The organism is Kitasatospora sp. NPDC052896 (genome assembly GCF_044547075.1).
GTDB lineage: Bacteria > Actinomycetota > Actinomycetes > Streptomycetales > Streptomycetaceae > Kitasatospora.
The window spans coordinates 395,497-422,061 of record NZ_JBITZU010000003.1; the positions used below are offsets into that span (position 1 = coordinate 395,497).

Here is a 26,565-nt window from a genome sequence, read left to right on the forward strand (position 1 = left end):
AAGGGCTCTTTCATGGACGACATCCGCACCGCGGGGGACCCGATGCCGGCGCGCCCCGCCCCGGCCGGCCGCTCGGCCCGGGCGCTGCGTCCCCGGCCGCAGGAGCGCGGCCCGCTCTCCTACGGGCAGCGGCGGCTGTGGTTCCTGGACCGCTGGCTGGACGGCAGCGCGGCCTACAACGTGCCCGCGACCCTCCGGTTCTCCGGCCCGCTGGACGCCGACCGGCTGGTGCGCGCGCTCGCCGCGGTCGCCGCCCGGCACGAGGTGCTGTTCACCGGCTACGAGGAGGACGGCGGCGAGCCCCGGCAGCGGCTGCTGGACGTGCGCGAGCTGGACTGCCCGGTGGTCGACCTGACCGACCGGGCGCCGGCCGAGCGCGCGGGGGCCGCCGAGCGGCTGGTGCGGGCCGCCGCCCGGCAGCCGTTCGACCTGGCCAAGGGCCCGATGCTGCGGGCCGTGCTGTACCGGCTCGCCGAGGACGAGCACTGGCTCCACCTGACCCTCCACCACATCGCGTGCGACGGATGGTCGTTGGACGTCCTCCAGCGCCAGCTGCTGACCGCCTACCAGCACGGCGCGCAGGCGCTCGACCCGCTGCCCGTGCAGTACGCGGACTACGCGCTGTGGCAGCGCGAGGCGCTGGACGAGGAGCGGGTCGAGGCCGAGGTGGCTCGCTGGCGCGAGGCGCTGCGCGGCGCCCCGGCCGTGCTCGACCTGGGGGCCGACCACCCGCGCCCGGCCGAGCAGAGCCACCGCGGCCGCACCGTCGAGTTCCCGCTGACCGAGCTGCCGCTGCCGGAGCTGGAGGAGCTGGCCGCCGCCCAGGGGGCGAGCCTCTACATGGTGCTGCTGGCCGGCTTCCAGGCGCTGGCCGCCCGGCACTCCGGCGGCGGCGACATCGTGCTCGGCTCCCCCGCGGCCGGGCGCGGCGCGGCGAAGCTGGACGAGCTGGTGGGCTTCTTCGTCGACTCGCTGGTGCTGCGGGTCGACCTGGCCGACGACCCGAGCTTCCGCCAGCTGTTGGGCCGGGCCCGCGGCTCGGTGCTGGACGCGCTGTCGCGCGGCAGGCTGCCGTTCGACCTCGCGGTGAACCGGCTGCACCCGGAACGCTCGCTCGGCCACAACCCGATCGTCCAGGTGGTCTTCGCCTTCCACGAGGAGGGCGAGCCGGCCGTGCTCGGCGACGGCACGGTGGTGCGGCGCGAACTGGTGCCGACCGACACCGCCAAGTACGACCTGACCTGGTCGGTGCACCGCGGACCGGACGGCCTGCGGCTGGCGGTGGAGTACGCCACCGACCTGTTCGAGCCGGCCACCGTCCGGCTGCTGGTCGACCACTGGCAGCAGCTGCTGCGGCAGGCGGTGGCCGACCCCGACCTGCCGGTCGGCCGGCTCGACCTGACCACGCCGGCCGAGCGGGCGCTGCTGGCCGAGTGGACCGGCCGCGAGCTGGAGCTGCCGGTCGCCACCGTGCACGAGCTGGTCGAGCACCGGGCGGCCGAGACGCCGGACGCGGTGGCCGTGGTCTTCGAGGAGCACTCGCTCGACTACCGCGGGCTCAACACCCGCGCCAACGCGCTCGCCCACCACCTGCGCGATCTCGGCGTCGGACCGGAGACCCGGGTCGGGGTGTGCGTCGAGCGCTCGCTGGAGACCGTGGTGGCCACCCTGGCGGTACTCAAGGCGGGCGGCGTGTACGTGCCGCTGGACACCGCGTTCCCGGCCGAGCGGATGGCGCACATGCTGCGCGAGGTCGAGGCGCCGCTGGTGCTCACCCACGGGCCGACCACGGGGAGCGTGCCGGCCGGACCGTGGCGGGAGGTCGACCTGGACGCTCTCGACCTGTCCGCCGACGGCAGCCCGGGCGACGACCTGGACGGCCTGGTCGGCCCGGACAACGCCTGCTACGTGATCTTCACTTCCGGCTCCACCGGGCGGCCCAAGGGCACCACGGTCACCCACCGCAACGTGACCCGGCTGATCCAGTCGGTCCGGCAGCGGCTGGAGTTCGGCCCACGGGACGTCTGGTCGCTCTTCCACAGCTTCGCCTTCGACTTCTCGGTCTGGGAGATGTGGGGCGCGCTGACCACCGGTGGCCGGCTGGTCGTGGTGCCGTACTTCACCAGCCGCAACGCCGAGGCGTTCTACCGGCTGGTCGCCGACGAGGGGGTCACCCTGCTCAGTCAGACCCCCTCGGCGTTCCGCCAGTTCGAGACCGTGGACGAGCAGACCGGCGCCCGACTGGCGCTGCGTGCGGTGGTGTTCGGGGGTGAGGCGCTGCACCGGCCGTCGGTCCGCCGCTGGGCCGCCCGGCACGGCTACGCCGCTCCGCTGCTGGTCAACATGTACGGGATCACCGAGACCACCGTGCACGTCAGCTATCTGGAGCTGACCGAGGAGCACCTGGACCGGGCGCTCACCCAGCTCGGCCGGCCGCTGCCCGACCTGCGGGTGTACGTGCTGGACGAGCACGGCGAGCAGTGCCCGATCGGGGTGGCGGGCGAGCTCCACGTGGCCGGGCCGGGTGTCACCCGGGGCTACACCGCACGCCCCGAGCTGTCCGCCGACCGCTTCGTGCCGGACCACCTGGGAGGTGCCCCGGGCGGACTGTGCTACCGCAGCGGCGACCTGGCGCGCTGGAACACCGACGGCAGCCTGGAGTACCTGGGTCGGGCCGACGCGCAGGTCAAGGTGCGCGGCTACCGGATCGAACTGGGCGAGATCGAAACCGCGTTGGGCGCCCACCCGGGCGTGCTGGAGTGCGTGGTGACGGTCCGCGACGACCTGGGCGAGCGGGCCGACCTGGTGGGCTACCTGGTGCCCGGCGAGGTGGCACCCTCCACCAGCGAGCTGCGCGACTGGCTGGGTGAGCGGCTGCCGGGCTACATGGTGCCGCGCGCCTTCGTCCTGCTGGACGCGCTTCCACTCACCCCACAGGGCAAGGTGGACCGCCGGGCACTGCCCGCACCGGACGGCGAACGACCCGATCTGGCCCAGGAGTTCGTCGCCCCGCTGGCCGGCGCCGAGGAGCTGCTGGCCGGCATCTGGTCGGCCGTGCTCGGGGTCGACCGGGTCGGCCGGCACGACAACTTCTTCGACCTCGGCGGCGACTCGATCCGCAGCATCCAGGTGCTCAGTCAAGCCCGTTCCGCGGGGCTGCACTTCGCGTTGCAGGACCTCTTCCGGCACCCCGACCTCGCCACGTTGGCCGCCGTGGCCGCTCCGCAGGACTCCGGCGAGCAGGGCGAGTTGATCAGCGAGCCGTTCGCGCTGGTGTCGGCCGAGGACCGGGCCAGGCTGCCCGAGGGTCTGGAAGACGCCTACCCGATGGCCGAGTTGCAGGTCGGCATGGTCTACGAGATGGAACTCGACCCGGACCGCCGGCCCTACCACAACGTGGACAGCCTGCGGATCGCCGGCCCCTTCGACGAGGCGCGGTTCCGCGAGGCGACCGCCCGGGTGGTCGCCCGGCACCCGATCCTGCGCACCTCCTTCGACCTCAGCGGTTACGGCGTGCCGATGCAACTGGTGCACGCGAGCGCCGAGATGCCGTTCACCGTGGCCGACCTGCGCCCGCTCGACGAGGCGGCCCAGGAGGCGGCGATCGCCGCGTACGTGGAGGCCGAGCGGCTCAACGCCTTCGACCACGCCCGCCCGCTGCTGCTCCGGTTCGGCCTGCACCGGCTGGGCGAGGAGTCGTTCCAGTGGACGGTCACCGAGCACCACGCGATCTTCGACGGCTGGAGCCTGCACTCCACGCTCGCCGAGATCACCGCCGGGTACCAGCGGCTGCTCGCGGGCGAGGAACCGGAGTCGACGCCGACCCGGTCGGCGTACCGGGACTTCGTCGCCGCCGAGCGGGCCGCGCTCGACTCGGCCGAGAGCGAGGCGTTCTGGCTGGAGAAGGTCGCCGACCTACCGGACGGCCGGCTGCCGCGCTGGCCCACCGGCCGACCCACCGAACTGCGCGGCCGGGCCGACCCCGACGAGTGGCGGCTGCGCGACGAGACCGGCGGCTTCGGCTCGGTGGAGACCCTGCTGCCGGCGGAGGTCTGCGAAGGGCTGCAGGCGCTCGCCAAGCGCTGCGGAGTGCCGTTCAAGGCGGTGGTGCTGGCCGGCCACCTGCGGGTGGTCAGCCTGATCACCGGCAGCTCGGACGTCCTGGCCGGACTGTGCGCCAACGGGCGGCTGGAGGAGGCGGACGGCGCCGAGGTGCGCGGGCTCTTCCTGAACACCGTGCCGCTGCGGCTGAAGCTGCCCGAGGGCAGCTGGCTCGACCTGGTCCGGGCGGTCTTCGAGGCCGAGCGCGAGCTGCTGCCGCACCGCCGCTACCCGCTCGGCGCCCTGCAGCGCAAGCTCGGCGGCGGACCGCTGTTCGAGATCAACTTCGTCTACAACCACTTCCACGTGCTCGGCAAGGCGTTCGGGGCCGGGCGGATCGCCATCGTGGACGGCAAGATCGACAGTTTCAGTACCGTGCGGGCCGAGCCGAACAGCTTCCCGCTGAACGTCGGGGTGATCCGCAACCCGTACTCCTCCCGGCTGCTGCTCGGGCTGGACTACCACACCGACGTCCTCACCGAGGACCAGATGCTGCTGATCCGCGACTACTACCTGCGCACCTACGCCGCGATGGCCGCCGAGCCGGAGGCCCGCTACCGCGAGGTGCCGCTGCTCGGCGCGGACGAGCGGGCGCTGCTCACCCGGTGGAACGACACCGCCGCCGAGGTCGCGCCGGTCGCCGTGCACCGGCTGGTGGAGGCCCGGGTCGCGGCCACGCCGGACGCCGTCGCACTGGTGGCCGGCGACGACTCCCTGACGTACGCCGAACTCAACGCGCGGGCCAACCGCCTGGCGCACCACCTGCGCGACCAGGGGGTCGGGCCGGACGTCTGTGTCGGCCTGTGCATCCGGCGCTCGCTGGAGATGGTGGTCGGCGTGCTGGCCATCCTCAAGGCGGGCGGGGTGTACGTCCCGCTGGACGCGGACTTCCCATCCGAGCGGCTGGAGTTCATGCTCCAGCAGGTCGGGGCCGAGCTGGTGCTGACCCACGACAGCACCGACTCCCGGGTGCCACAGGGCTCCTGGCACACCGTCAACCTGGACGTCCTCGAGCCGCCCGCGACACCCGACCGCGACCGGAACCCGGCCAACCTGACCGGCCCGGACAACGCCTGCTACGTCATCTTCACCTCCGGCTCCACCGGTCGTCCCAAGGGCGTCATGACGCTGCACCGCAACGTCACCGAACTCCTCGCCGGCGGACCGTTCCTGAAGCTCGCCGAGGGCGACACCCTGCTCCAGCTCGCCCCGCTGCCGTTCGACAACTCCACCTTCGAGGTGTGGGCGCCGCTGGTCGGCGGCGCGACCCTGGTGCTGGCGCCGCCGATCCAGTACACCCCGAACGACATCGCCGGCTGGGTGGCCCGGTACGGGGTGAACGTGCTGCACGCCACCGCCTCGCTCTTCGCGCTGATGGTGGAGCACGAGCCGCAGCTCTTCGACGGGCTGCGGGCCTTCCTCACCGGCTCGGAGACCGTCTCGCCCCGGCACGCGGCGCTGATCCTGGCCCGCTGCCCGCAGTTGGAGCTGGTCAACTGCTGGGGACCGACCGAGACCACCACCTTCTCCGTCTGCGGGGTCTACACCCACGACACACTGCCCGACGGACCGTTGCCGCTGGGCAACCCGCTGGTCAACACCGAGGTCTGGGTGCTGGACGAGGCGGGGCTACCGGTCCCGGTCGGGACGCCGGGCGAGCTGCACGTGGCCGGCCCGTGCCTGGCCCGCGGCTACCTCGGCAACCCCGAGCTGACCGCTGACCGCTTCGCCCCGCACCCGTACGCGCCGGGCACCCGGCTCTACCGCACCGGCGACCGCGGCCGCTGGTCGGTCGACGGCCATGTGGAGTTCCTCGGCCGGGTCGACCACATGGTCAAGGTGCGCGGCTACCGGATCGAACTCGGCGAGGTGGAGGCCGCGTTGCGGGCCCACCGAAGCGTCCTGGAGTGCGTGGTGGTGGTCCGCCAGGACGACTCCGGCCGGCCCGACCTGGTCGGCTACCTGGTGGCCGACGGCGGCCCGCTCTCCACCACCGAGCTGCGCGGCTGGCTGCGCGGGCGGCTGCCCGAGTACATGGTGCCGCGGCTCTTCGTCTTCCTGGACGCGCTGCCACTCACCCCGCGGGCCAAGGTGGACCGCGCCGCGCTGCCCGCACCCGACGGCGAACGTCCCTTGTTGGACGGTGAGTTCGTGGCGCCGCTGGCCGGAGTCGAGGAGCTGCTGGCCGGCATCTGGTCCCGGGTGCTGGGGGTGGCCCGGGTCGGCCGGCACGACAACTTCTTCGACCTGGGCGGCGACTCGATCCGCAGCATCCAGGTGCTCGGCCAGGCCCGGACGGCCGGGTACGCGTTCGCCCTGCAGGACGTCTTCCGCAACCCGACGCTGGCCGAACTGGCCACCGCGGTCGGCACGGTGCTCGAGGAGCGGCCGGTCAGCACGCCGTTCTCGCTGCTCGCCGAGGAGGACCGGGAGCGGCTGCCGAAGGGCCTGCTGGACGCCTACCCGATGACCGAGCTCCAGCTCGGCATGGTCTACGAGATGGAACGCGATCCGGACCGGCTGCCGTACCACAACGTGGACAGCCTGCGGATCGCCGCCCGCTTCGACGAGCAGCGGTTCCGGCGGGCCGTCGCCCAGGTGGTCGAGCGGCACCCGGTGCTGCGCACCTCGTTCGACCTCAGCGGGTACGGCGAGCCGCTGCAACTGGTGCACGCCACCGCGGAGATACCGTTCAGCGCGGTGGACCTGCGCGGCCTGCCGACAGCCGAGCAGCACGAGGTGCTCACCGGCCACGTCGCACGGGAACAGCGGCACGGCTTCGACCTGCACAGCGCGCCGCTCTGCCGGATGGCCGTCCACCAGCTGGACGACACCGTCTTCCAGTGGACCGTCACCGAGCACCACGCGATCTTCGACGGCTGGAGCCTGGCCGCCACGCTCTCCGAGATCGTCGAGCGCTACCGGATGCTGCTGGCCGGCGAGCGGTCGGAGCCGGCGCCGGTGCGGTCGCTCTTCCGCGACTTCGTCGCCGCCGAGCGGGCCGCGGTGGAGTCCGCCGAGAGCGAGGAGTTCTGGCTGGCGAAGGTCGCCGACCGTCCGGACCACCGGCTGCCGCGCTGGGCGGTGGCCCGGCCGACCTCGCCGGTCGGGGAGACCGCGGCGGGCGAGTCGCACCAGCGCGACGAGCGGCAGGGCTACGGCGCGCTGGCGACCGTCCTGCCCGCCGAGCTGCTGACCCGCCTGGAGGGGGTGGCCAGGACCTGCGGGGTGCCGTTCAAGGCGGTCGTGCTGGCCGCGCACCTGCGGGTGATGAGCCTGGTCACCGGCGGCTCCGACGTGCTGGTCGGGCTGACCTCCAACGGGCGGCTGGAGGAGACGGACGGCACCGAGGCGCGCGGGCTCTTCCTGAACACCGTGCCGCTGCGACTCGGGCTGCCCGACGGCAGCTGGGCCGACCTGGTGCGGGCGGCCTTCGAGGCCGAGCGCGAGCTGCTGCCGCACCGCCGCTACCCGCTCGGCGCCCTGCAGCGCAAGCTCGGCGGTGCGCCGCTGTTCGAGGTCAACTTCGTCTACAACAACTTCCACCAGTTCGCCGACCTCGCCGAGGACGGCACACTCTCCCTCGGCGGGTCGGGGTCCGAGCCGCTGGGCGGGGTGTCCCGGACCCACTTCCCGCTGGTCACCGCGATCAGCCGGGAGCCCGGAGGGGCCGGACTGCGACTCGAACTCGAATACGACGCACGTGAGTTGAGCGCCGAACAGGTGACCCTGCTGCGCGGCTACTACCTGCGCGCGCTGACCGCCATCGCGACCGACCCACAGGCCCGCCACCGCGAGGCGTCGCTGCTGGGCGCGGCCGAACAGGCCCTGCTGGCCTCCTGGAACGACAACCCGACCGTGGTTCCGGCCGTCCCGGTCCACCAGCTGATCGAGCGGCGTGCCGCCGAGACGCCGGACGCGGTCGCCGTGCTCCTCGCCGACCAGGCGGTCAGCTACCGCGAACTCAACGCCCGGGCCAACCGGTTGGCCCACCGCCTGCGCGAACTCGGCGCCGGACCTGAGGAGTTCGTGGGCGTCTGCCTGGAACGCTCGGTGGAGCTGGTGGTCGGGCTGCTCGCGGTGCTCAAGTCGGGTGCCGCCTACGTCCCGATGGACGCCTCGTTCCCGACCGAGCGGCTGGAGTTCATGCTCCGGGAGACCGGTGCCCGACTGCTGCTGACCGGGGACGGCACCGCCGAGCGGATGCCGGCCGGCCCCTGGCAGGCGCTCGACCTCGACGACTCCTGCTCCGGCTGGCCCGAGGAGGATCCCGAGCCGCTGGCCGGTCCCGACAACGCCTGCTACGTCATCTTCACCTCCGGCTCCACCGGCCGACCCAAGGGCGTGGTCGCCCGGCACCGCAACGTCACCGAACTCCTCCACGGCGGCGACTGCCTGGTGCTGCGCCCGGACGACACGCTGCTGCACATCGCGCCGATCTCCTTCGACGTCTCCACCTACGAGCTGTGGGCACCGCTGGCCGCCGGGGCCCGGCTGGTGGTCGCGCCGCCCGTCCAGTACACGCCGAGCGACCTCGCCGGCTGGGTCGCCCGGTACGGGGTGACCGTCCTGCACGCCACCGCCTCGCTCTTCGCCCTGCTGGTGGAGCACGAGCCGCGGCTCTTCGAGGGCCTGCGCCGGCTGCTCACCGGATCGGAGACCGTCTCGCCTCGCCACACCGCCGAAATCCTTTGCCGGTACCCGGAGTTGGAGGTGGTGAACTGCTGGGGACCGACCGAGACCACCACCTTCTCGGTCTGCGGGGTCTACACCCGCGACACACTGCCCGACGGCCCACTGCCGCTCGGCGAGCCACTGGCCAACACCGAGGTCCTGGTGCTCGACGAGCGTGGACTGCCGGTCCCGGTCGGCACCCCCGGCGAGCTGCACGTGGCCGGCCCGTGCCTGGCCCGCGGCTACCTCGGCAACCCCGAGCTGACCGCCGACCGCTTCGCCCCGCACCCGACACTCCCCGGCGCCCGGCTCTACCGCACCGGCGACCGCGGCCGCTGGTCGGTCGACGGCCGCCTGGAGTTCCTCGGCCGGGTCGACCACATGGTCAAGGTGCGCGGCTACCGAATCGAACTCGGTGAGATCGAGGCCGCGTTGGAGCGCTCGCCGGAGGTACAGCGGGCCGTCGCGCTGACCGCCCCCGGGCCGGACGGGGTCACCGAGCTGCGCGCCTTCGCCGCCGCGGCGGTCGGGCAGCAGCCGGACACCGCGAGCCTGCGCGCACACCTGGAGTCGGTACTGCCGCGCTACCTGGTCCCGACCGTCCTCACCGTGCTGCCGGAGCTGCCGGTCACCGCCAACGGCAAGGTGGACAAGGCGGCCCTGCTCCGGCTGGAGCGGATCACCGAGTCCCGCCGCGGCGAGCCTCGGCCACCGGAGAGTCCGCTGGAGCAGGAGGTCGCGGCGATCTGGACCGAGGTGCTGGGCGTCGGCTCGGTCGACCTCGCCGACAACTTCTTCCTGCTGGGCGGGAATTCGCTGCTCGCGGTGCGGGTGCTGTTCCTGCTGCGGGACCGGCTCTTCGTCGAACTCCCGCTGCCGGCCTTCCTGGCAGCGCCGGACCTGGCCGCCTTCTGCGCCGATGTACAGGCCGCCTTCGACGAGTTGAGCGCGGACATCGACCTGGGCGGACTGCTCGCCGAGTCGGCCGGAGACGACCCGTCCCCCACCCGGCACGACACCCGGCAGGACGGCGACGAGCGGGCGAGCGAGGCCACGGCATGACGCAGACGCAGAACCTGGTGAGCCGGCTGAGCCGGCTCACCCCCGCCGAACGACAGGCGCTGCTCCAGCGGGTGCGGCAGCGCCGCGCCGGCGGCATACCGCCGATCCCCCGCGACGAACCCATCCCCGCGTCCTACGCGCAGGAACGCATGTGGTTCCTGTGGCAACTCGCCCCGGACAGTGCCACCTACCACGTGCCGTGGGCCTACCGGATCGACGGACCACTCGACCTGGCCCGCCTGGGCAACGCGCTGGACGCCCTCATCGAACGGCACGAGATCCTGCGCACCACCCTGCGCGAGGTGGACGGGGAGATCCGACAGATCATCCACCCCGCACGACCCACCCACCTCACCGCGACCCCCGCGCACCCGGAAGAGGCCCTCCGGCTCGCCCACCAGGCCGCCGAGCAGCCCTTCGACCTGACCACCGGCCCCCTCCTGCGGATCCATCTCTGGCGAACCGGCGACGACCGTCACCTGATCCTCTTCGCGGCCCACCACGTCATCCTCGACGAGTGGTCGCTGGCCATCCTGGAGCGCGAACTCTGGACCCTCTACCGGGGCGAGCAGCTCCCACCGCTGGACGTCCAGTACGCCGACTTCTCGGTCTGGCAGCGTGAGCACCTTGCCACCGGCGACGATCTCGCCCACTGGCAGCGCGAGTTGGCCGACGCCATCCCGGCCGCACCGCACCCGGACCGGACCCCGCCCGAGCACAGCGCGTTCGTCGGCGACCGGCGGACCGCCACCGTCCCCGACGACCGGCTCGGTTGGCTCACCGAACTGCAACAGAAGGTCGGCACCACCGACTTCACGGTGCTGTTCGCGCTCCACTGCCTCTTCCTGGCCCGGCACAGCGGTACGACGGACGTCACCGTCGGCACCCCCGTCTCCGGCCGCACCCACGCGGATCTCGCCGGGCAACTCGGCTTCTTCGTCAACACCTTGGCGGTGCGAGTGCGCCTCGACCCCACCGAGGACTTCCCGACCTACCTCCGTCGGGTGCGCGGCATCGTACTGGACGCCTTCGCCCACCAGGAGCTGCCGTTCGAGCAGGTGGTCCGCGCCGTCGCACCGGCGCGGGCCGCCGCCCGCAACCCGCTGTTCAGCACGATGTTCTCCTACGCCCCGGCGCAGGTCTCCGCCGAGCTGTTGGCCGGGCTGCCGGCCGGACTGAGCGTCGAGCACGTCCAACTGCCTTTCAGCGGCAGCCACTTCGACCTGTCCCTGGCAGCCAACCGGACCACCGACGGCCTGCTGCTCACGCTGGACTTCAGCACCGAGCGGTACGAGGGCGCGACCGCCGACCAGTTGCTGCGGTCGTTGACCGACCTGTTCGCGGCCCTTGCCGCCGATCCCGGCGCGTCCATGGGCACCCTGCTGCGGCCCAGCCCACGCGAACTCACCCAACTCCAGGCCTGGAACGACACCGTCACCGCGCGGCCTGACGCTCCCGTCCACGAGCTGCTCCGCGCCCAGGCCCGCCGCACCCCGGACGCCGTCGCGATCGAGGCCGACGACACCACGCTCACGTTCGCGGAGCTCGACACCGCCAGCGACCACCTCGCCCACCACCTGCACCACCACGGCATCCGGTGCGGCGACCTGATCGGCATCCAACTCCGCCCCGGAGCCCGCGCGCTGATCGCGGTCTGGGGGGTGTGGAAGGCCGGCGCCGCCTTCCTCCCCCTCGACCCCGACCTCCCCACCGCCCGCCTCCACACCATGATCGAAGACGCCCGGCCGGCGCTGCTGCTCACCGAGGACACCACCCTCGAGGACGCCCCCACCACCGACCTCCCCCAGGTGGGCGCACGCGACCTCGCCTACGTGATGTACACCTCCGGCTCCACCGGACGCCCCAAGGGCGTCATGGTCGACCACGGCAACCTCACCAACTTCGCCACCGCCCAACTCATCCCGCGCCTGCGCGGCGCCGAAACCGGCCAACACCTGCGGGTCGCCATCGGGACCTCGGCCTTCATCTCCGACTTCTTCATCGCCCAGCTCCTCACCCTGCTCGACGGCCACACCCTCACCGTCCTCACCCCCGAGGAGCGCAGCGACCCCCGCATGCTGCTCGCCCGCGCCCAACACCCCAACCGCGCAGTGGAGGCGCTCGACTGCACCACCTCCCAACTCCACCTCCTCGTCGACGCCGGCCTGCTCGACGCACCCCACCCACCCCGGATCCTCACCTTCGGCGGCGAGGCCTGCCCACCCGACCTCTGGACCACCCTGCGCGCCGCCCATCCCCGTGCTGTCGCGCTCAACACCTACGGGCCCACCGAAGCCACCGTCGAAGCCACCGTCACCGACGTCATGACCAGCCCGACCCCGGTGATCGGCAAGCCCTACGGCAACACCCGGATCCATCTGCTGGACCCGCAGGGCAAGCCAGTGGTCCCCGGCACGCTCGGCGAGATCCACATCAGCGGACCCGGCGTCGGACCCGGCTACCTCAACCGCCCCGACCTCACCGCCGACGCCTTCGTCCCCGACCCCTGGGGACCACCAGGAGCCCGCCTCTACCGCACCGGCGACCTCGGCCGGCAACGGGCGGACGGGCAGCTGGAGTTCCACGGCCGCAACGACCACCAGATCAAGATCCTCGGACAACGCATCGAACCCGAGGAGGTCGAGGCCGCGCTGCGCACCCATCCGCGCGTCGCTTCCGCCGCTGTCAGCGCCACGGGCACACAGCTCGCCGCCCACCTCGTCCTCACCGACGGACCCACCCCCGACCCGCAGGAGATCCGCGCCCACCTCACCGGCCTGCTCCCCAAGGCCGCCGTGCCCACGCTGTTGGTCTTCGTGGACGCCCTGCCGCTCACCACCAACGGCAAGCTCGACCGCAAGGCCCTGCACGTTCCCGAACACACCGCACCCACCACCACCGAACCCCGCACCGACACCGAACGACGGGTCGCGGAAATCTGGCACGAACTCCTCGGCCGCGACACCATCGGCATCCACGACGACTTCTTCGCCCTCGGCGGCCACTCCCTACTGGCCTCCCGCCTGGTCCTGCGACTCGGCACCGACTTCCCCCTCCACCAGGCCTTCAACTCACCCACCATCGCCGAACAGGCCGCCTGGCTCGACACCCACGCCACCACCACCAGCGGCATACCGCCGATCCCCCGCGACGAACCCATCCCCGCGTCCTACGCGCAGGAACGCATGTGGTTCCTGTGGCAACTCGCCCCGGACAGTGCCACCTACCACGTGCCGTGGGCCTACCGGATCGACGGACCACTCGACCTGGCCCGCCTGGGCAACGCGCTGGACGCCCTCACCGAGCGGCACGAGATCCTGCGCACCACCCTGCGCGAGGTGGACGGGGAGATCCGACAGATCATCCACCCCGCACGACCCACCCACCTCACCGCGACCCCCGCGCACCCGGAAGAGGCCCTCCGGCTCGCCCACCAGGCCGCCGAGGAACCCTTCGACCTCACCACCGGCCCCCTCCTGCGCGTCCACGCCTGGCAGACCGGCGACAACCGCCACCTGATCCTCTTCGCGGCCCACCACGCCATCCTCGACGAATGGTCACTGACCATCCTGGAAAGCGAACTCTGGACCCTCTACCAGGGCGAGCAACTCCCACCCCTGAACGTCCAGTACGCCGACTTCTCCACCTGGCAACGCCAACAACCCACCGACCTCGCCCACTGGCAGCAGGAGCTGGCCGACTGCACCCCCACGGCGCCGCTCCCCGACCACACTCCACCCGAACACCCCAGCTTCGCCGGTGACCGCCGCACCACCACCATCCCCATCCGGCTCGACGACCTGCGACAGGACGTCGGCACCACCGACTTCACCATCCTGTTCGCGCTCTACTGCCTCTTCCTCGCCCGCCACACCGGCGAGACCGACATCACCGTCGGCACCCCCGTCTCCGGCCGCACCCACCCCGACACCGCCGACCAACTCGGCCTCTTCGTCAACACCCTCGCCCTTCGCATCCACATCAACCCCACCGAGGACTTCCCCAACTACCTCACCCGCGTCCGCACCACCCTCCTCGAAGCCTTCGCGCATCAGGACACCCCCTTCGACCAGGTGGTCCGCGCCGTCGCACCGGCACGGGCCGCCGCCCGCAACCCGCTCTTCAGCACGATGTTCTCCCACGGCCGCCAGAGCGAGTCGGCATCGCCCGGCGAACTCGGCATCGCCGGAGTGGAACTCGGTTCAGGTGGCAGTCACTTCGACCTCTCACTCGGGATCGCCGAGACGGCCGAGGGGCTGGTGCTGGCCCTGGACTTCAGCACCGAGCTGTACGAAGGCACGACGATCGACGGCTACCTCGCCTCGCTGACCGACCTGTTCGCGGCCCTTGCCGCCGATCCCGGCGCGTCCATCGGCACCCTGCTGCGGCCCAGCCCACGCGAACTCACTCAACTCCAGGCCTGGAACGACACCGTCACCGCACAGCCCGACGCTCCCGTCCACGAGCTGCTCCGCGCCCAGGCCCGCCGCACCCCGGACGCCATCGCGATCGAGGCCGACGACACCACGCTCACGTTCGCGGAGCTCGACACCGCCAGCGACCACCTCGCCCACCACCTGCACCACCACGGCATCCAGTGCGGCGACCTGGTGGGCATCCAACTCCGCCCCGGAGCCCGCGCGCTGATCGCGGTCTGGGGGGTGTGGAAGGCCGGCGCCGCCTTCCTCCCCCTCGACCCCGACCTCCCCACCGCCCGCCTCCACACCATGATCGAAGATGCCCGGCCGGCGCTGCTGCTCACCGAGGACACCACCCTCGAGGACGCCCCCACCACCGACCTCCCCCAGGTGGGCGCACGCGACCTCGCCTATGTGATGTACACCTCCGGCTCCACCGGACGCCCCAAGGGCGTCATGGTCGACCACGGCAACCTCACCAACTTCGCCACCGCCCAACTCATCCCGCGCCTGCGCGGCGCCGAAACCGGCCAACACCTGCGGGTGGCCATCGGGACCTCGGCCTTCATCTCCGACTTCTTCATCGCCCAGCTCCTCACCCTGCTCGACGGCCACACCCTCACCGTCCTCACCCCCGAGGAGCGCAGCGACCCCCGCATGCTGCTCGCCCGCGCCCAACACCCCGACCGCGCGATCCAGGCGCTCGACTGCACCACCTCCCAACTCCACCTCCTCGTCGACGCCGGCCTGCTCGACGCACCCCACCCACCCCGGATCCTCACCTTCGGCGGCGAGGCCTGCCCACCCGACCTCTGGACCACCCTGCGGGGACACCGACGGACCGTGGCGTTCAACGCCTACGGGCCGACCGAAGCCACCGTCGAAGCCACCGTCACCGACGTCATGACCAGCCCGACCCCGGTGATCGGCAAGCCCTACGGCAACACCCGGATCCATCTGCTGGACCCGCAGGGCAAGCCAGTGGTCCCCGGCACGCTCGGCGAGATCCACATCGGCGGACCCGGCGTCGGACCCGGCTACCTCAACCGCCCCGACCTCACCGCCGACGCCTTCGTCCCCGACCCCTGGGGACCACCAGGAGCCCGCCTCTACCGCACCGGCGACCTCGCCCGCCACCGCACCAACGGCCACCTCGAATTCCACGGCCGCAACGACCACCAAATCAAGATCCTCGGACAACGCATCGAACCCGAAGAGGTCGAAGCCGCCCTGCGCACCCACCCCCGCGTCATCGCGGCCGCCGTCAGCAGCACCGGCACGCACCTCGCCGCCCACCTCGTCCTCACCGACGGACCCGCCCCCGACCCACAGGAGATCCGCACCCACCTCACCGGCCTGCTCCCCAAGGCCGCCATCCCCACCCAACTGGTCCACCTCGACGCCCTCCCCCTCACCACCAACGGCAAGCTCGACCGCAAAGCCCTGCGCATCCCCGAACACACCGCACCCACCACCACCGAACCCCGCACCGACACCGAACGGCGAGTCGCGGAAATCTGGCACGAACTCCTCGGCCACGACACCATCGACATCCACGACGACTTCTTCGCCCTCGGCGGCCACTCCCTACTGGCCTCCCGCCTGGTCCTGCGACTCGGCACCGACTTCCCCCTCCACCAGGCCTTCAACTCACCCACCATCGCCGAACAGGCCGCCTGGCTCGACACCCACGCCACCACCACCAGCGGCATCCCCCGCACAGCTCGCGACCAGCCCATCCCCGCGTCCTACGCACAGGAACGCATGTGGTTCCTCTGGCAACTCGCCCCCGACAGCCCGACCTACCATGTCCCCTGGGCCTACCGGATCGACGGACCACTCGACCTCACCCGCCTGAGCAACGCCCTCGACGCCCTCACCGAACGCCACGAGATCCTCCGCACCACCCTGCGGGAAGCAGAAGGCCAGATCCAGCAGGTCATCCACCCCGCGCCCACCACGAACCTCACCGCCGCGATCGCGACACCCGACCAGGCCCTCCAGCTGGCCCGCCAAGCCGCCGAGGAACCCTTCGACCTCACCACCGGCCCCCTCCTGCGCGTCCACGCCTGGCAGACCGGCGACAACCGCCACCTGATCCTCTTCGCGGCCCACCACGTCATCCTCGACGAATGGTCACTGACCATCCTGGAAAGCGAACTCTGGACCCTCTACCAGGGCGAGCAACTCCCACCCCTGAACGTCCAGTACGCCGACTTCTCCACCTGGCAACGCCAACAACCCACCGACCTCGCCCACTGGCAGCACACCCTCACCGGCTCAACCCCCACCGCGCCACACCCGGACCGCACCCCACCCGAACACCCCACCTTCGCCGGCGACCGCCGCACCACCACCATCGGTGCACAACAGCTGAGTTGGCTCGACGACCTGCGACAGGACGTCGGCACCACCGACTTCACCATCCTGTTCGCGCTCTACTGCCTCTTCCTCGCCCGCCACACCGGCGAGACCGACATCACCGTCGGCACCCCCGTCTCCGGCCGCACCCACCCCGACACCGCCGACCAACTCGGCCTCTTCGTCAACACCCTCGCCCTTCGCATCCACATCAACCCCACCGAGGACTTCCCCAACTACCTCACCCGCGTCCGCACCACCCTCCTCGAAGCCTTCGCCCACCAGCACTCCCCCTTCGACCACGTCGTCCGCGCCATCGCCCCCGCCCGCGCCACCACCCGCAACCCGCTCTTCAGCACCGGGTTCCTGTACACCCACGAGAACGCCACACCCCAACACCCGCTCCCCGTCGGCCTCACCCTCCAGAGCGTCGAACTCGCCACCGGTGGGAGTCACTTCGATCTGCTGCTCGGCACCTCTCGGACTCCCGACGGCCTGGTGCTCGCACTCGACTTCAGCACCGACCACTACGACGGCGAGACCGCCGACCGGTTCCTCACCTCCCTCACCGACCTCTTCGCCTCCCTCACCGCCGATCCCGCCGCCCCGATCGCCACCCTGCTCCGCCCGTCCCCCCGCGAACTCACCCGGCTCCAGCGCTGGAACGACACCACCACCAGGCACCCCGACACCCCCGTCCACGACCTCCTCCGCGCCCAGGCCCGCCGCACCCCGGACGCCATCGCCATCGAAGCCGACGGGATCGAGCTGACCTTCGCCGAACTCGACGCCGCGAGCGAGCGGATGGCCCACCGGCTGTCCCACCGCGGTGTGCGGCACGGTGACCTGGTCGGCATCAATCTCCGCCCCGGAGCCCGCGCGCTGATCGCGGTCTGGGCCGTCTGGAAGGCCGGCGCCGCCTTCCTCCCCCTCGACCCCGACCTCCCCACCGCCCGCCTCGACACCATGATCCAGGATGCCCGGCCCGCCCTCCTGCTCACCGAGGACACCACCCTCGAGGACGCCCCCACCACCGACCTCCCCCAGGTCAGCGCACGCGACCTCGCCTACGTGATGTACACCTCCGGCTCCACCGGACGGCCCAAGGGCGTCATGGTCGACCACGGCAACCTCACCAACCACGCGACGAGCCAGCTCATCCCGCGGCTCAGGTCGGCGGTCGCCGAGCGGAAGCTCCGAGTGGTGACGGGTACGTCGGCCTTCATCTCCGACTTCTTCATCGCCCAGTTCCTCACCCTGCTCGACGGCCACACCCTCACCGTCCTCACTCCGGACGAGCGCCGCGACCCCCGGCACCTGGTCGAACGCGCGCACGACAGCGACCGGGCGATCGGCATGGTCGAGGCCACCACCTCCCAGGTCCAACTCCTCGCCGACGAGGGCCTGCTGGACGCACCCCACCCACCTCGCGTGCTGATCGTGGCCGGTGAGGCCTGCCCGCCCGACCTCTGGACCACCCTGCGCGCCGCCCACCCTCGCACCATCTCCTTCAACGCCTACGGCCCGACCGAGGCGACCGTCGAGGCCACCTGCGCCGACCTCACCGCCAGCCCGACTCCCGTGATCGGCAAGCCCTTCGGCAACGTCCGGATCCATCTGCTCGACGCACACGGCGAACCGGTCGTCCCCGGGACCATCGGCGAGATCCACATCGGCGGACCCGGCGTCGGACCCGGCTACCTCAACCGCCCCGACCTCACCGCCGACGCCTTCGTCCCCGACCCCTGGGGACCACCAGGAGCCCGCCTCTACCGCACCGGCGACCTCGCCCGCCACCGCACCAACGGCCACCTCGAATTCCACGGCCGCAACGACCACCAGATCAAGATCCTCGGACAACGCATCGAACCCGAGGAGGTCGAAGCCGCCCTGCGCACCCACCCCCGCGTCATCGCGGCCGCCATCACCCAACGCCCCGGAACCACCCAGCTGGTGGCCCACCTCGTCCTCACCGACGGACCCGCCCCCGACCCGCAGGAGATCCGCACCCACCTCACCGGCCTGCTCCCCAAGGCCGCCATCCCCACCCAACTGGTCCACCTCGACGCCCTCCCCCTCACCACCAACGGCAAGCTCGACCGCAAAGCCCTGCACATCCCCGAACACACCGCACCCACCACCACCGAACCCCGCACCGACACCGAACGGCGAGTCGCGGAAATCTGGCACGAACTCCTCGGCCACGACACCATCGACATCCACGACGACTTCTTCGCCCTCGGCGGCCACTCCCTACTGGCCGTCCGGCTGGCCACCGCGCTCCGCACCAAACTGGGCACCGGACTGCCGCTCGCGCGACTGCTCGCCGTTCCGACCGTGGCCGGCCAGGCCGCCCTGCTGGACGCTTCGGACCAGCAACCCCCGGCCGGCCGCACCCTGATCCCGCTCGGTGGTCGCCCCGGCCTCCAACCACTCGTCCTGGTACACCCGTTGGGAGGAACGGTCCACTGCTATCAGCAGCTGGCCGACGAGCTCGGCTCGTCCTTCGAGATCCTCGGCGTGCAGGGCGACCTGCTCGGCGGCTCCGCCATCCCCGGTCTCGCCTCCCTCGCCACGCGCTACGCCCAGGACCTCGCGCCGCTCCTGACCGGCCGCCGCCCGGTGCTCGCCGGCTGGTCGGCCGGTGGCCTCCTCGCCCACGAACTCGCCGCCCAGCTGGGTGCCCTGGGCGTCACCATCGACCGTCTGGTGATCCTGGACGCGGATCCCCACACCGGCGAGCAGGCTCCGGAGTCCGCCGAGCAGCTCACCGCCGAGGCCGCCGCGCTGGAACTGCTGCGGACCGAGGTGGAACGGCACGGGCCGGGTCGGCTGCTCCAAGCCCCGTCCGCCGAGCGGCTGTTCGCCGTCCTCGGCACCGATCCGGGCGCGCTGGCCGATCTCGACGGCCGGACCGTGGCCACCCTGATGGCGTTCTGGCGCGACCTGCTGGTCGGGCTGGCCGAGCACCGGCCAGCCCGCTTCGCCGGCCGGGCCGAGCTGGTGCTCGCGCTCGCCGAAGGACCGCACTCGCGGGACGGATTCGCCGACTCCTGGCGGGAGTTGGCCGACGAGATGACCGTCACGACGATCGACACGGCGGACCACTACCAGCTGCTGCGCCACCCCTCGGTCAGGACCGTGGCCGAGATCCTCCGCACTCCCACCCCCACTCCCCAGACAGGAGCATGACCGTGCTTGTTCTCGGTATCAGCGGGCTCGACCGTTCGTTGTCCGTCAAGCAGCAGCTGGTGCCCGGCCTCGACTGGCGCGAGCAGCGGCTCGCCCAGGGCCTGGACTCCGCCGCCGCCCTGGTCAGCGAGGACGGCGTGCTGGCCGCCTCCGCCCAGGAGCGCCACGACGGCGTGAAGGGCACCGGCGCCTTCCCGGTGGACGCCATCGAGGCCTGCCTGCGGATGGCCGGTGTCACCCTCGACGAGGTCGACGTGGTCGCGCACGGCTTCCGCTACCAGCCCTCGGTGGCCTGGGACCTGGACCCGATCACCCGCCGCTGGTTCGACGAAGTCTATTGCGAGCAGGTCCAGTTGGACGTACTACGCACGCACTACCCGGACCAGGACTGGGCCCGCAAGCTGGTCCGGGTCCCGCACCACCTGGCGCACGCCGCCAGCGCCTACTATCTGAGCGGCTTCCAGGACGCCACGGTGCTGGTGGCGGACGGCATGGGCGAGGCGGAGTCCACCTCGGTGCTCGCCGGCCGCGGCAGCCGGATCCGCTCGACCAGGACATATCCGATCTCCAGCTCGCTGGGCATCCTCTACACGGTGGTCACCCAGTTCCTGGGCTTCCTGCCGGGCATGGACGAGTACAAGGTGATGGGGCTCGCCCCCTACGGTGACCCGAAGCGCTACGAATCCGCCCTGGAGCACCTGGTACGGCTGGGCGACTGCGGCCGGCTGCTGCTCCCGGTGCTCTCCTTCGACCGCACGGCGGTGGAGCGGGAGACCCACCGCGGGGTGATCCGGCGGCTGGAGGAGCTGTTCGGCCCGGCCCGGCATCCCGACGCGCCGGTCGAGCAGCGGCACATGGACATCGCGGCCACGCTCCAACACGTCCTGGAGCGCAGCCTGCTGCACGTGCTGGACTCGGCGGTGGCGCAGGCCGAGCAGGCCGGCGAGCGCTCCCGCAACCTCTGCATGGCCGGCGGGGTGGCGCTCAACTGCACCGCGAACGGCCTGATCTCGCGCAGCGGCCTGTTCGACGACCTGTTCGTCCAGCCGGCCGCCGGGGACGACGGCACGGCGCTCGGCGCCGCGCTCTGGCAGCTGCACCAGACCACCGCCGCGCCGGCGCCCCGGATGGCGATGCCGTACTGGGGCGAGGAGTTCGACGACGCCGCGGTCTCGGCGGCGGTGGCCGGGCTCGGTGACGGCTATCGCGCCCGTCGGCTGGCCGAGGAGGAACTGGTCGGCGAGGTGGCGGGGTTGATCGCCGAAGGCTCGGTGGTGGCCTGGTTCCAGGGGCGGATGGAGTTCGGCCCGCGGGCCCTGGGCAACCGCAGCATCCTGGCCGACGCGACCGCGCCGGACATGCGGGCGCACCTGAACACCGTGGTCAAGCAGCGCGAGGAGTTCCGGCCGTTCGCCCCGGCGGTGGTCGCCGAGGAGGCGGGCGAGTTCTTCGAGATCGAGCCGGGCCGGGAGCACGTCTTCCAGCACATGCTCTTCATCACCCAGGTCCGCGAGAAGTACCGGGACCTGCTGCCGGCGGCCACCCACTTCGACGGCTCGGCGCGGGTCCAGGTGGTCGACCGGCTGACCGCACCCCGGTTCTGGCGGCTGATCAGCGAGGTCGGCACGCACCGCGGAGTGCCGATCGTGCTGAACACCTCGTTCAACCTCAAGGGGCAGCCCATCGTGCGGACGCCGCGGGAGGCGGTGGACACCTTCGCCCGATCCACCATCGACGCGCTGGCCATCGGCGACTGGCTGGTCACCCGCACCGTTCCGGACGCCGGGACCGACGCGGTGGCCGGGACCGGGGCGGAGGGCTCCCGTGCCTGAGCCGACCAGCACCCCCGGCCTGCCGCTCCGCGCCGCGGTCGCCGAGCTCTGGCGCGGCGCCCTCGGCCTCGACCAGGTCCAGGACGACCACAACTTCTTCTTCGAGGGCGGTCACTCCGTCCTCGCGGTGGAGACCGCGATCGGTCTGCGCGCCCTGACCGGCGTCGAGCTGGACCTCGACATCCTCTACGAGTACCCGGAGTTCGGTTCCCTGATGGCGGCCCTGGAGGCGCGGACCACCGACCGCCCCGGTGCCCGGCGCGGCGAGCCCCGCCCGCTCACCGCGGCCGAGGAGCGGCTCTGGGTGGTCGAGCAGCTGCACCCGGGCACGCCCGTCTACCACGTCGCCGCCCTGCTGCACTGCACCACCGCGCTCGACCCCGACCGGTTGCGGAGCGCGCTGGACGCTCTCGCCGACCGCCACGAGGCGCTGCGTCGCGGCTTCGAGGCACCGGGCCGGGCGTTCGCCCTGGAGGGTGCCCCGGTCCCACTGCGCCGCCTGGCGGCCGGCGGCCTGGCCGATCCCGAACTGCGCCGGCTGCTGGACGAGGAGGCCCGACTGCCCTTCGACCTCGCCCAACCCCCGCTACTGCGTGCCCTGTTGGTACGGCGCGGACCGCAGGACGGCGATCTGCTCCTGCTCACCGTGCACCATCTGGTCTGTGACGGCTTGTCACTTTCTCTACTGGAGGCGGACCTTCGGCGGTTCTACACCGGATCGGCGCCGGACGAGTCCCCCGCCGGCACGCTCCCGCAAGGGGTCTCGGTCGGCCCGCGGGACAGCACGGAGGCCCTGGAGTACTGGCGCGGCGCCCTCGCCGGGCTGCCGGAGGGCCCCTCGCTGCCGTACGACCGGCCGCGCCCCGCGCTGCTCGGCGTGACGGGCGCGGTGCACCGGCTGGAGTTCGGCGCGGAGGCACTGGCCGCAATGACCGCGGTGGCCGCGCAGGAGCGGCTGAGTCCGTTCATGGCCTGGGTGGCGGCCTATCTCGCCGGGCTGGCCGCGGTGACCGGTGATCGGGACCTGGTGATCGCGGTACCGGTCTCCTCGCGCGGCCCCGGAGAGCTGGCCGAGGTGGGCATGTTCGTCGACACCCTGCCGCTGCGCCTCGAGCTGCCGCCGGGCACCACCGCCCGCGGGCTGGCCCGACTGGTCCGCCGCGTGGTGACCGGAGCGTTGGCCCACCAGCAGGTGCCGTTCCAGACCATGATGGACGAGCTGCGCCTGGGTGGCGACCTGTCCCGGGCGCCACTGGCCCAACTCGCCCTCTCCTACCAGGACGCCGCGGACTGGGGCTGGCCGGCGGGGGAGCCCCAGGCCAGCCGCGAGCTGCTGCCGACCGGCACCGCCAAGTACGAGCTGCTCTGGTCGGTGACCCGGCGCGGCGAGCGCGTCCTCGCCGAACTGGAGTACCACACCGAGCTGTTCTCGGACCACGCGGCAGCCCGGCTGCACCAGGACCTGCTGGCGGCGATCGAGGTCGCCTTCGCCGACCCGGACGCCGAACTGCCGTCATCCGCCCGCCCCGAGGAGCCGTACCGGGCGGTACCGGAGCTGGTCCACCGGCAGGCCCTCGAGCGCCCGGAGGCGGTCGCGGTCGAGCACGGGGACGAGCAACTGACGTACGGTCAACTCGACGAGCGGGCCGACGCGGTGGCCGCTGCCCTGATGGCCGCGGGACTGCGGCGCGGAGCCGTGGTGGCCGTCCCGATGCCCCGCGGCACCGACGCGGTGACCGCCTGCCTGGGCGTGCTGCGCGCGGGCTGCGCCTACCTGCCACTGGACACCGACCAGCCCGACGCCCGGCTGCACGCCGCGCTGCGGACCGGTGCCGAGGCCGCCCTGGTCGCCGGCGAAGCCACCGCCGAGCGGCTGGCGAACCTGCTCCCGGTCCACCGGCTGGACCGGATCGGATCGCCGGGCCGGGCCGCTCTCGCCCAGGTCGGGGCGGTGGAGTTGCTCGCCGAGGACGCCGCCTACGTCATCTCGACCTCCGGCTCGACCGGCCGGCCGAAGGGCGTCCTGGTCCCGCACGGCGCGATCTCCCGGCTCGTCCCGAACGGGAACTTCGCCCCCGTCGAGGCCACCGACCGGATGGCACACCTGTCGAACCCGGCGTTCGACGCGGCGACCTTCGAGATCTGGGGCGCACTGGCCGCCGGCGCCACCCTGGTGGTGGTCGACCGGGAGGTGGCCCTCTCCCCGACCCGGCTGCGCACCTTCCTCACCGAGCGGCGGATCACCGTGATGTTCCTGACCACCTCACTGCTCAACCAGGTGGCGGACTTCGCCCCCGACGCCTTCCGACACCTGCGGACCCTGGTCTTCGGCGGCGAGAAGCACGACGCCCGCCGGCTGGAGAAGGTGCTGGCCTGCCGTCCCCCGGGTCGGATGGTGAACGGCTACGGCCCGACCGAGAACACCACGTTCAGCACCTACCACGAGGTCACCCTGGACGACGTGCGCTCCGGCACGGTGCCGATCGGCCGGCCGATCTCCCGCAGCACGGCCTACGCGCTCGGCCCGGACGGCGAGTTGGTGGGCGTCGGCGAGGTCGGCGAGCTGTACGTCGGTGGAGCCGGGCTGGCCCGGGGCTACCACAACGCCCCGGAGGCCACCGCCGACTCCTTCGTACCGGACCCGTTCGACCCGCGCGGCGGCCAACGGCTCTACCGCACCGGCGACCAGGTCCGGGTGCTGCCGGACGGCGGGTTCGAGTACCTGGGCCGGCTCGACGACCAGGTGAAGATCCGCGGCTTCCGGGTGGAGCTGGGCGAGATCGAGCTGGCGATCGGACGGCAGCCCGGCGTTCGGGACGTGGTGGTGACCAGCCGGGCCACCGCCGACAGCGCCGAGATCATCGCCTACGTCACGGCCGACGCCCCGGCGGACGCCCCGGCCGACCCGGCGACGTTCCGCGGCGGACTGCGCGAACGGCTGCGCGGTGAGCTGCCCGACTACATGGTGCCCACCCTGGTGCTGCTGGACGAGCTGCCGGTCAACGCCAACGGCAAGCTCGACCGCAGGGCCCTGCCCGAACCCACCGCCACGGACCGCGCGGCGCCCCCGGACCGCACAGCGCACACCGGGCACACCACGACGCGACCCGCCCCCGAGCCGGCCGACCCGCTGCTCGGCGAGCTCGCCGCCCTCTGGTGCGAGGTGCTCGACCTCGACCGGGTGGATCCCGAGGACAACTTCCTCACTCTGGGCGGCCACTCCATCAAGGCCCTGCGTCTGCTGGCCCGGATCGACGAGGAGTCCGGCGTCCAGCTGGAACTCGCCGCCTTCCTGCGGTACCCGACCCTGCGCGGCACCGCCGCGCTGATCCGCCAGGCCGCCGGTCACGAGTTCGTCTGGAGCAGCGATGTCCAACCGCACTGAGGAGCCGGGGCCGCGACCCGACCCGGCCGGCGACACACTGCAGCGCTTCCTGCACCACGCCCGCTCCACCCCGGACGCCCCGGCCGTCGAGGACGAGACCGGCCGGCTCGGCTACGCCGAGCTGCTCGCCGCGGCCCGGCGGCGCGCGGCGGAACTGGCCGCCGCCGGGGCCGGGCGCGGCTCGCGGATCGCCATCGAGTCGGCGTACGGCACGGACTACCTGGTCGCCCTGCTGGCCACCTGGCTGCTGGGGGCGGTGGCGGTCCCGCTGGACCCGGCCTCGCCGGCCGACCGCCGCCGCTACCAGATCCGGCAGGCCCGCTGCGACGCGGCGGCGGTCGGCCCGCGCTCCGACGGGGTGGTCGAACGCGCGGTGGCCGAGTGCACCGCGACCGACCGCGACACCACCCGGGACCGTGACACCGCCGACCCGGCCGCGTACATCCTCTTCACCTCGGGCTCGACCGGCGTGCCCAAGGGCGTCGAGGTCGGCCATCCGGGGCTGGCGAACCTGCTGGACCACTTCGTCCGGGTGCTGCCGCTCGGCGCCGGCGACCGGATGCTCGCACACAGCAGCACCATCTTCGACATGTCCGTCCCGGAGCTGCTGCTCCCCCTGGTGAGCGGCGGTGTCGTGGCGGTGGCCCCGCCGCGCTCGGCCCGCAATCCGGAGTTCTTCGCGAACTGGCTGCGCGCCCACCCGGTCGCCGCGGCCTGGGCCACCCCCAGCCAACTCCGTTTGCTGCTTCCCTACTTGCGCGGCGAGCGGGTCTTCGGCACGCTGATCAGTGGCGGCGAGGCGCTCACCGCGGCGCTGGCCGAGGAGCTGCGACCGGTGACCGGCCGGCTGTGGAACGCCTACGGGCCGACCGAGATCACCGTGGTCGGCCTGGCCACCGAGGTGACACCGCCGTTCACCGACCCGATGCCGATCGGGCTGCCGCTGACCGGGCTGGGCGCGCACGTGCTGGACGAGGAGCTGCGCCCGGTCCCGACGGGGACGGTCGGCGAGCTGTGCCTGTCCGGGGTCGGGCTGGCCCGCGGCTACGTCGGCAGCCCCGAGCAGACCGCACGCGCCTTCGTCACCGGGCCGGGCGATGAACCGGTCTACCGCACCGGGGACCTGGTCCGGGTCCGCGCCGACGGCCGGTACTGCTTCCACGGCCGGCGCGACGACCAGGTGAAGATCCGTGGCCACCGGGTGGAACTCGGCGAGATCGAGACGGTCGCCCAGCGCTCCCCCGCGATCGCCCAGGCCAGCGCGTTGGTCAGCGAACTGCCCAACGGGCGGGCCGAGTTGTACCTCGCGGTGGCGCCGGCCCGGGACACCGCGGCCGGGCCCGGCGAGCTGCGCGACCACCTGCGACGCCTGCTGCCGACCCACATGCAGCCGCAACGGGTTCTGCTCTTCCCGGAGTTGCCCCGCAACACGGCCGGCAAGACCGATCGGCGGGCGGTCCGGCAGCTGGTCGAGGACCACCTCCGCGCGAACTGAGACCACCTCCGCACACCCACCACCCCACCACACCGAAGGGATCAC

The 26,565-nt window shown here is 72.5% G+C and carries 5 protein-coding genes; all 5 read left to right on the plus strand.

Features of this window, described 5'->3' with window-relative positions:
• Positions 1-12: 12 nt before the first annotated feature.
• From ACIGXM_RS10435 to ACIGXM_RS10455, 5 genes are read left to right on the plus strand one after another with little or no spacing between them, the layout of a single operon-like run.
• Positions 13-9,837: an amino acid adenylation domain-containing protein gene (locus ACIGXM_RS10435; protein ID WP_396558987.1), complete on the plus strand. Its 9,825-nt coding sequence runs from the start codon at positions 13-15 to the stop codon at positions 9,835-9,837.
• Positions 9,834-19,808 (plus strand): amino acid adenylation domain-containing protein, encoded by a 9,975-nt coding sequence (locus ACIGXM_RS10440; protein ID WP_396558989.1) that lies wholly within the window; start codon positions 9,834-9,836, stop codon positions 19,806-19,808. The genes ACIGXM_RS10435 and ACIGXM_RS10440 overlap by 4 nt, the downstream gene beginning before the upstream one ends.
• The gene (locus ACIGXM_RS10445) at positions 19,805-21,640 is read left to right on the plus strand and encodes a carbamoyltransferase (RefSeq protein WP_396558991.1); all 1,836 of its coding nucleotides are present in this window, start codon (positions 19,805-19,807) and stop codon (positions 21,638-21,640) included. Before ACIGXM_RS10440 ends, ACIGXM_RS10445 begins: the two co-directional genes overlap by 4 nt.
• A complete protein-coding gene (locus tag ACIGXM_RS10450; protein ID WP_396558993.1) occupies positions 21,633-25,025 on the plus strand; it encodes an amino acid adenylation domain-containing protein in 3,393 nt (1,130 codons plus the stop codon). Before ACIGXM_RS10445 ends, ACIGXM_RS10450 begins: the two co-directional genes overlap by 8 nt.
• The gene (locus tag ACIGXM_RS10455; protein ID WP_396558995.1) at positions 25,009-26,520 is read left to right on the plus strand and encodes an amino acid adenylation domain-containing protein; all 1,512 of its coding nucleotides are present in this window, start codon (positions 25,009-25,011) and stop codon (positions 26,518-26,520) included. Before ACIGXM_RS10450 ends, ACIGXM_RS10455 begins: the two co-directional genes overlap by 17 nt.
• Positions 26,521-26,565: the final 45 nt, after the last annotated feature.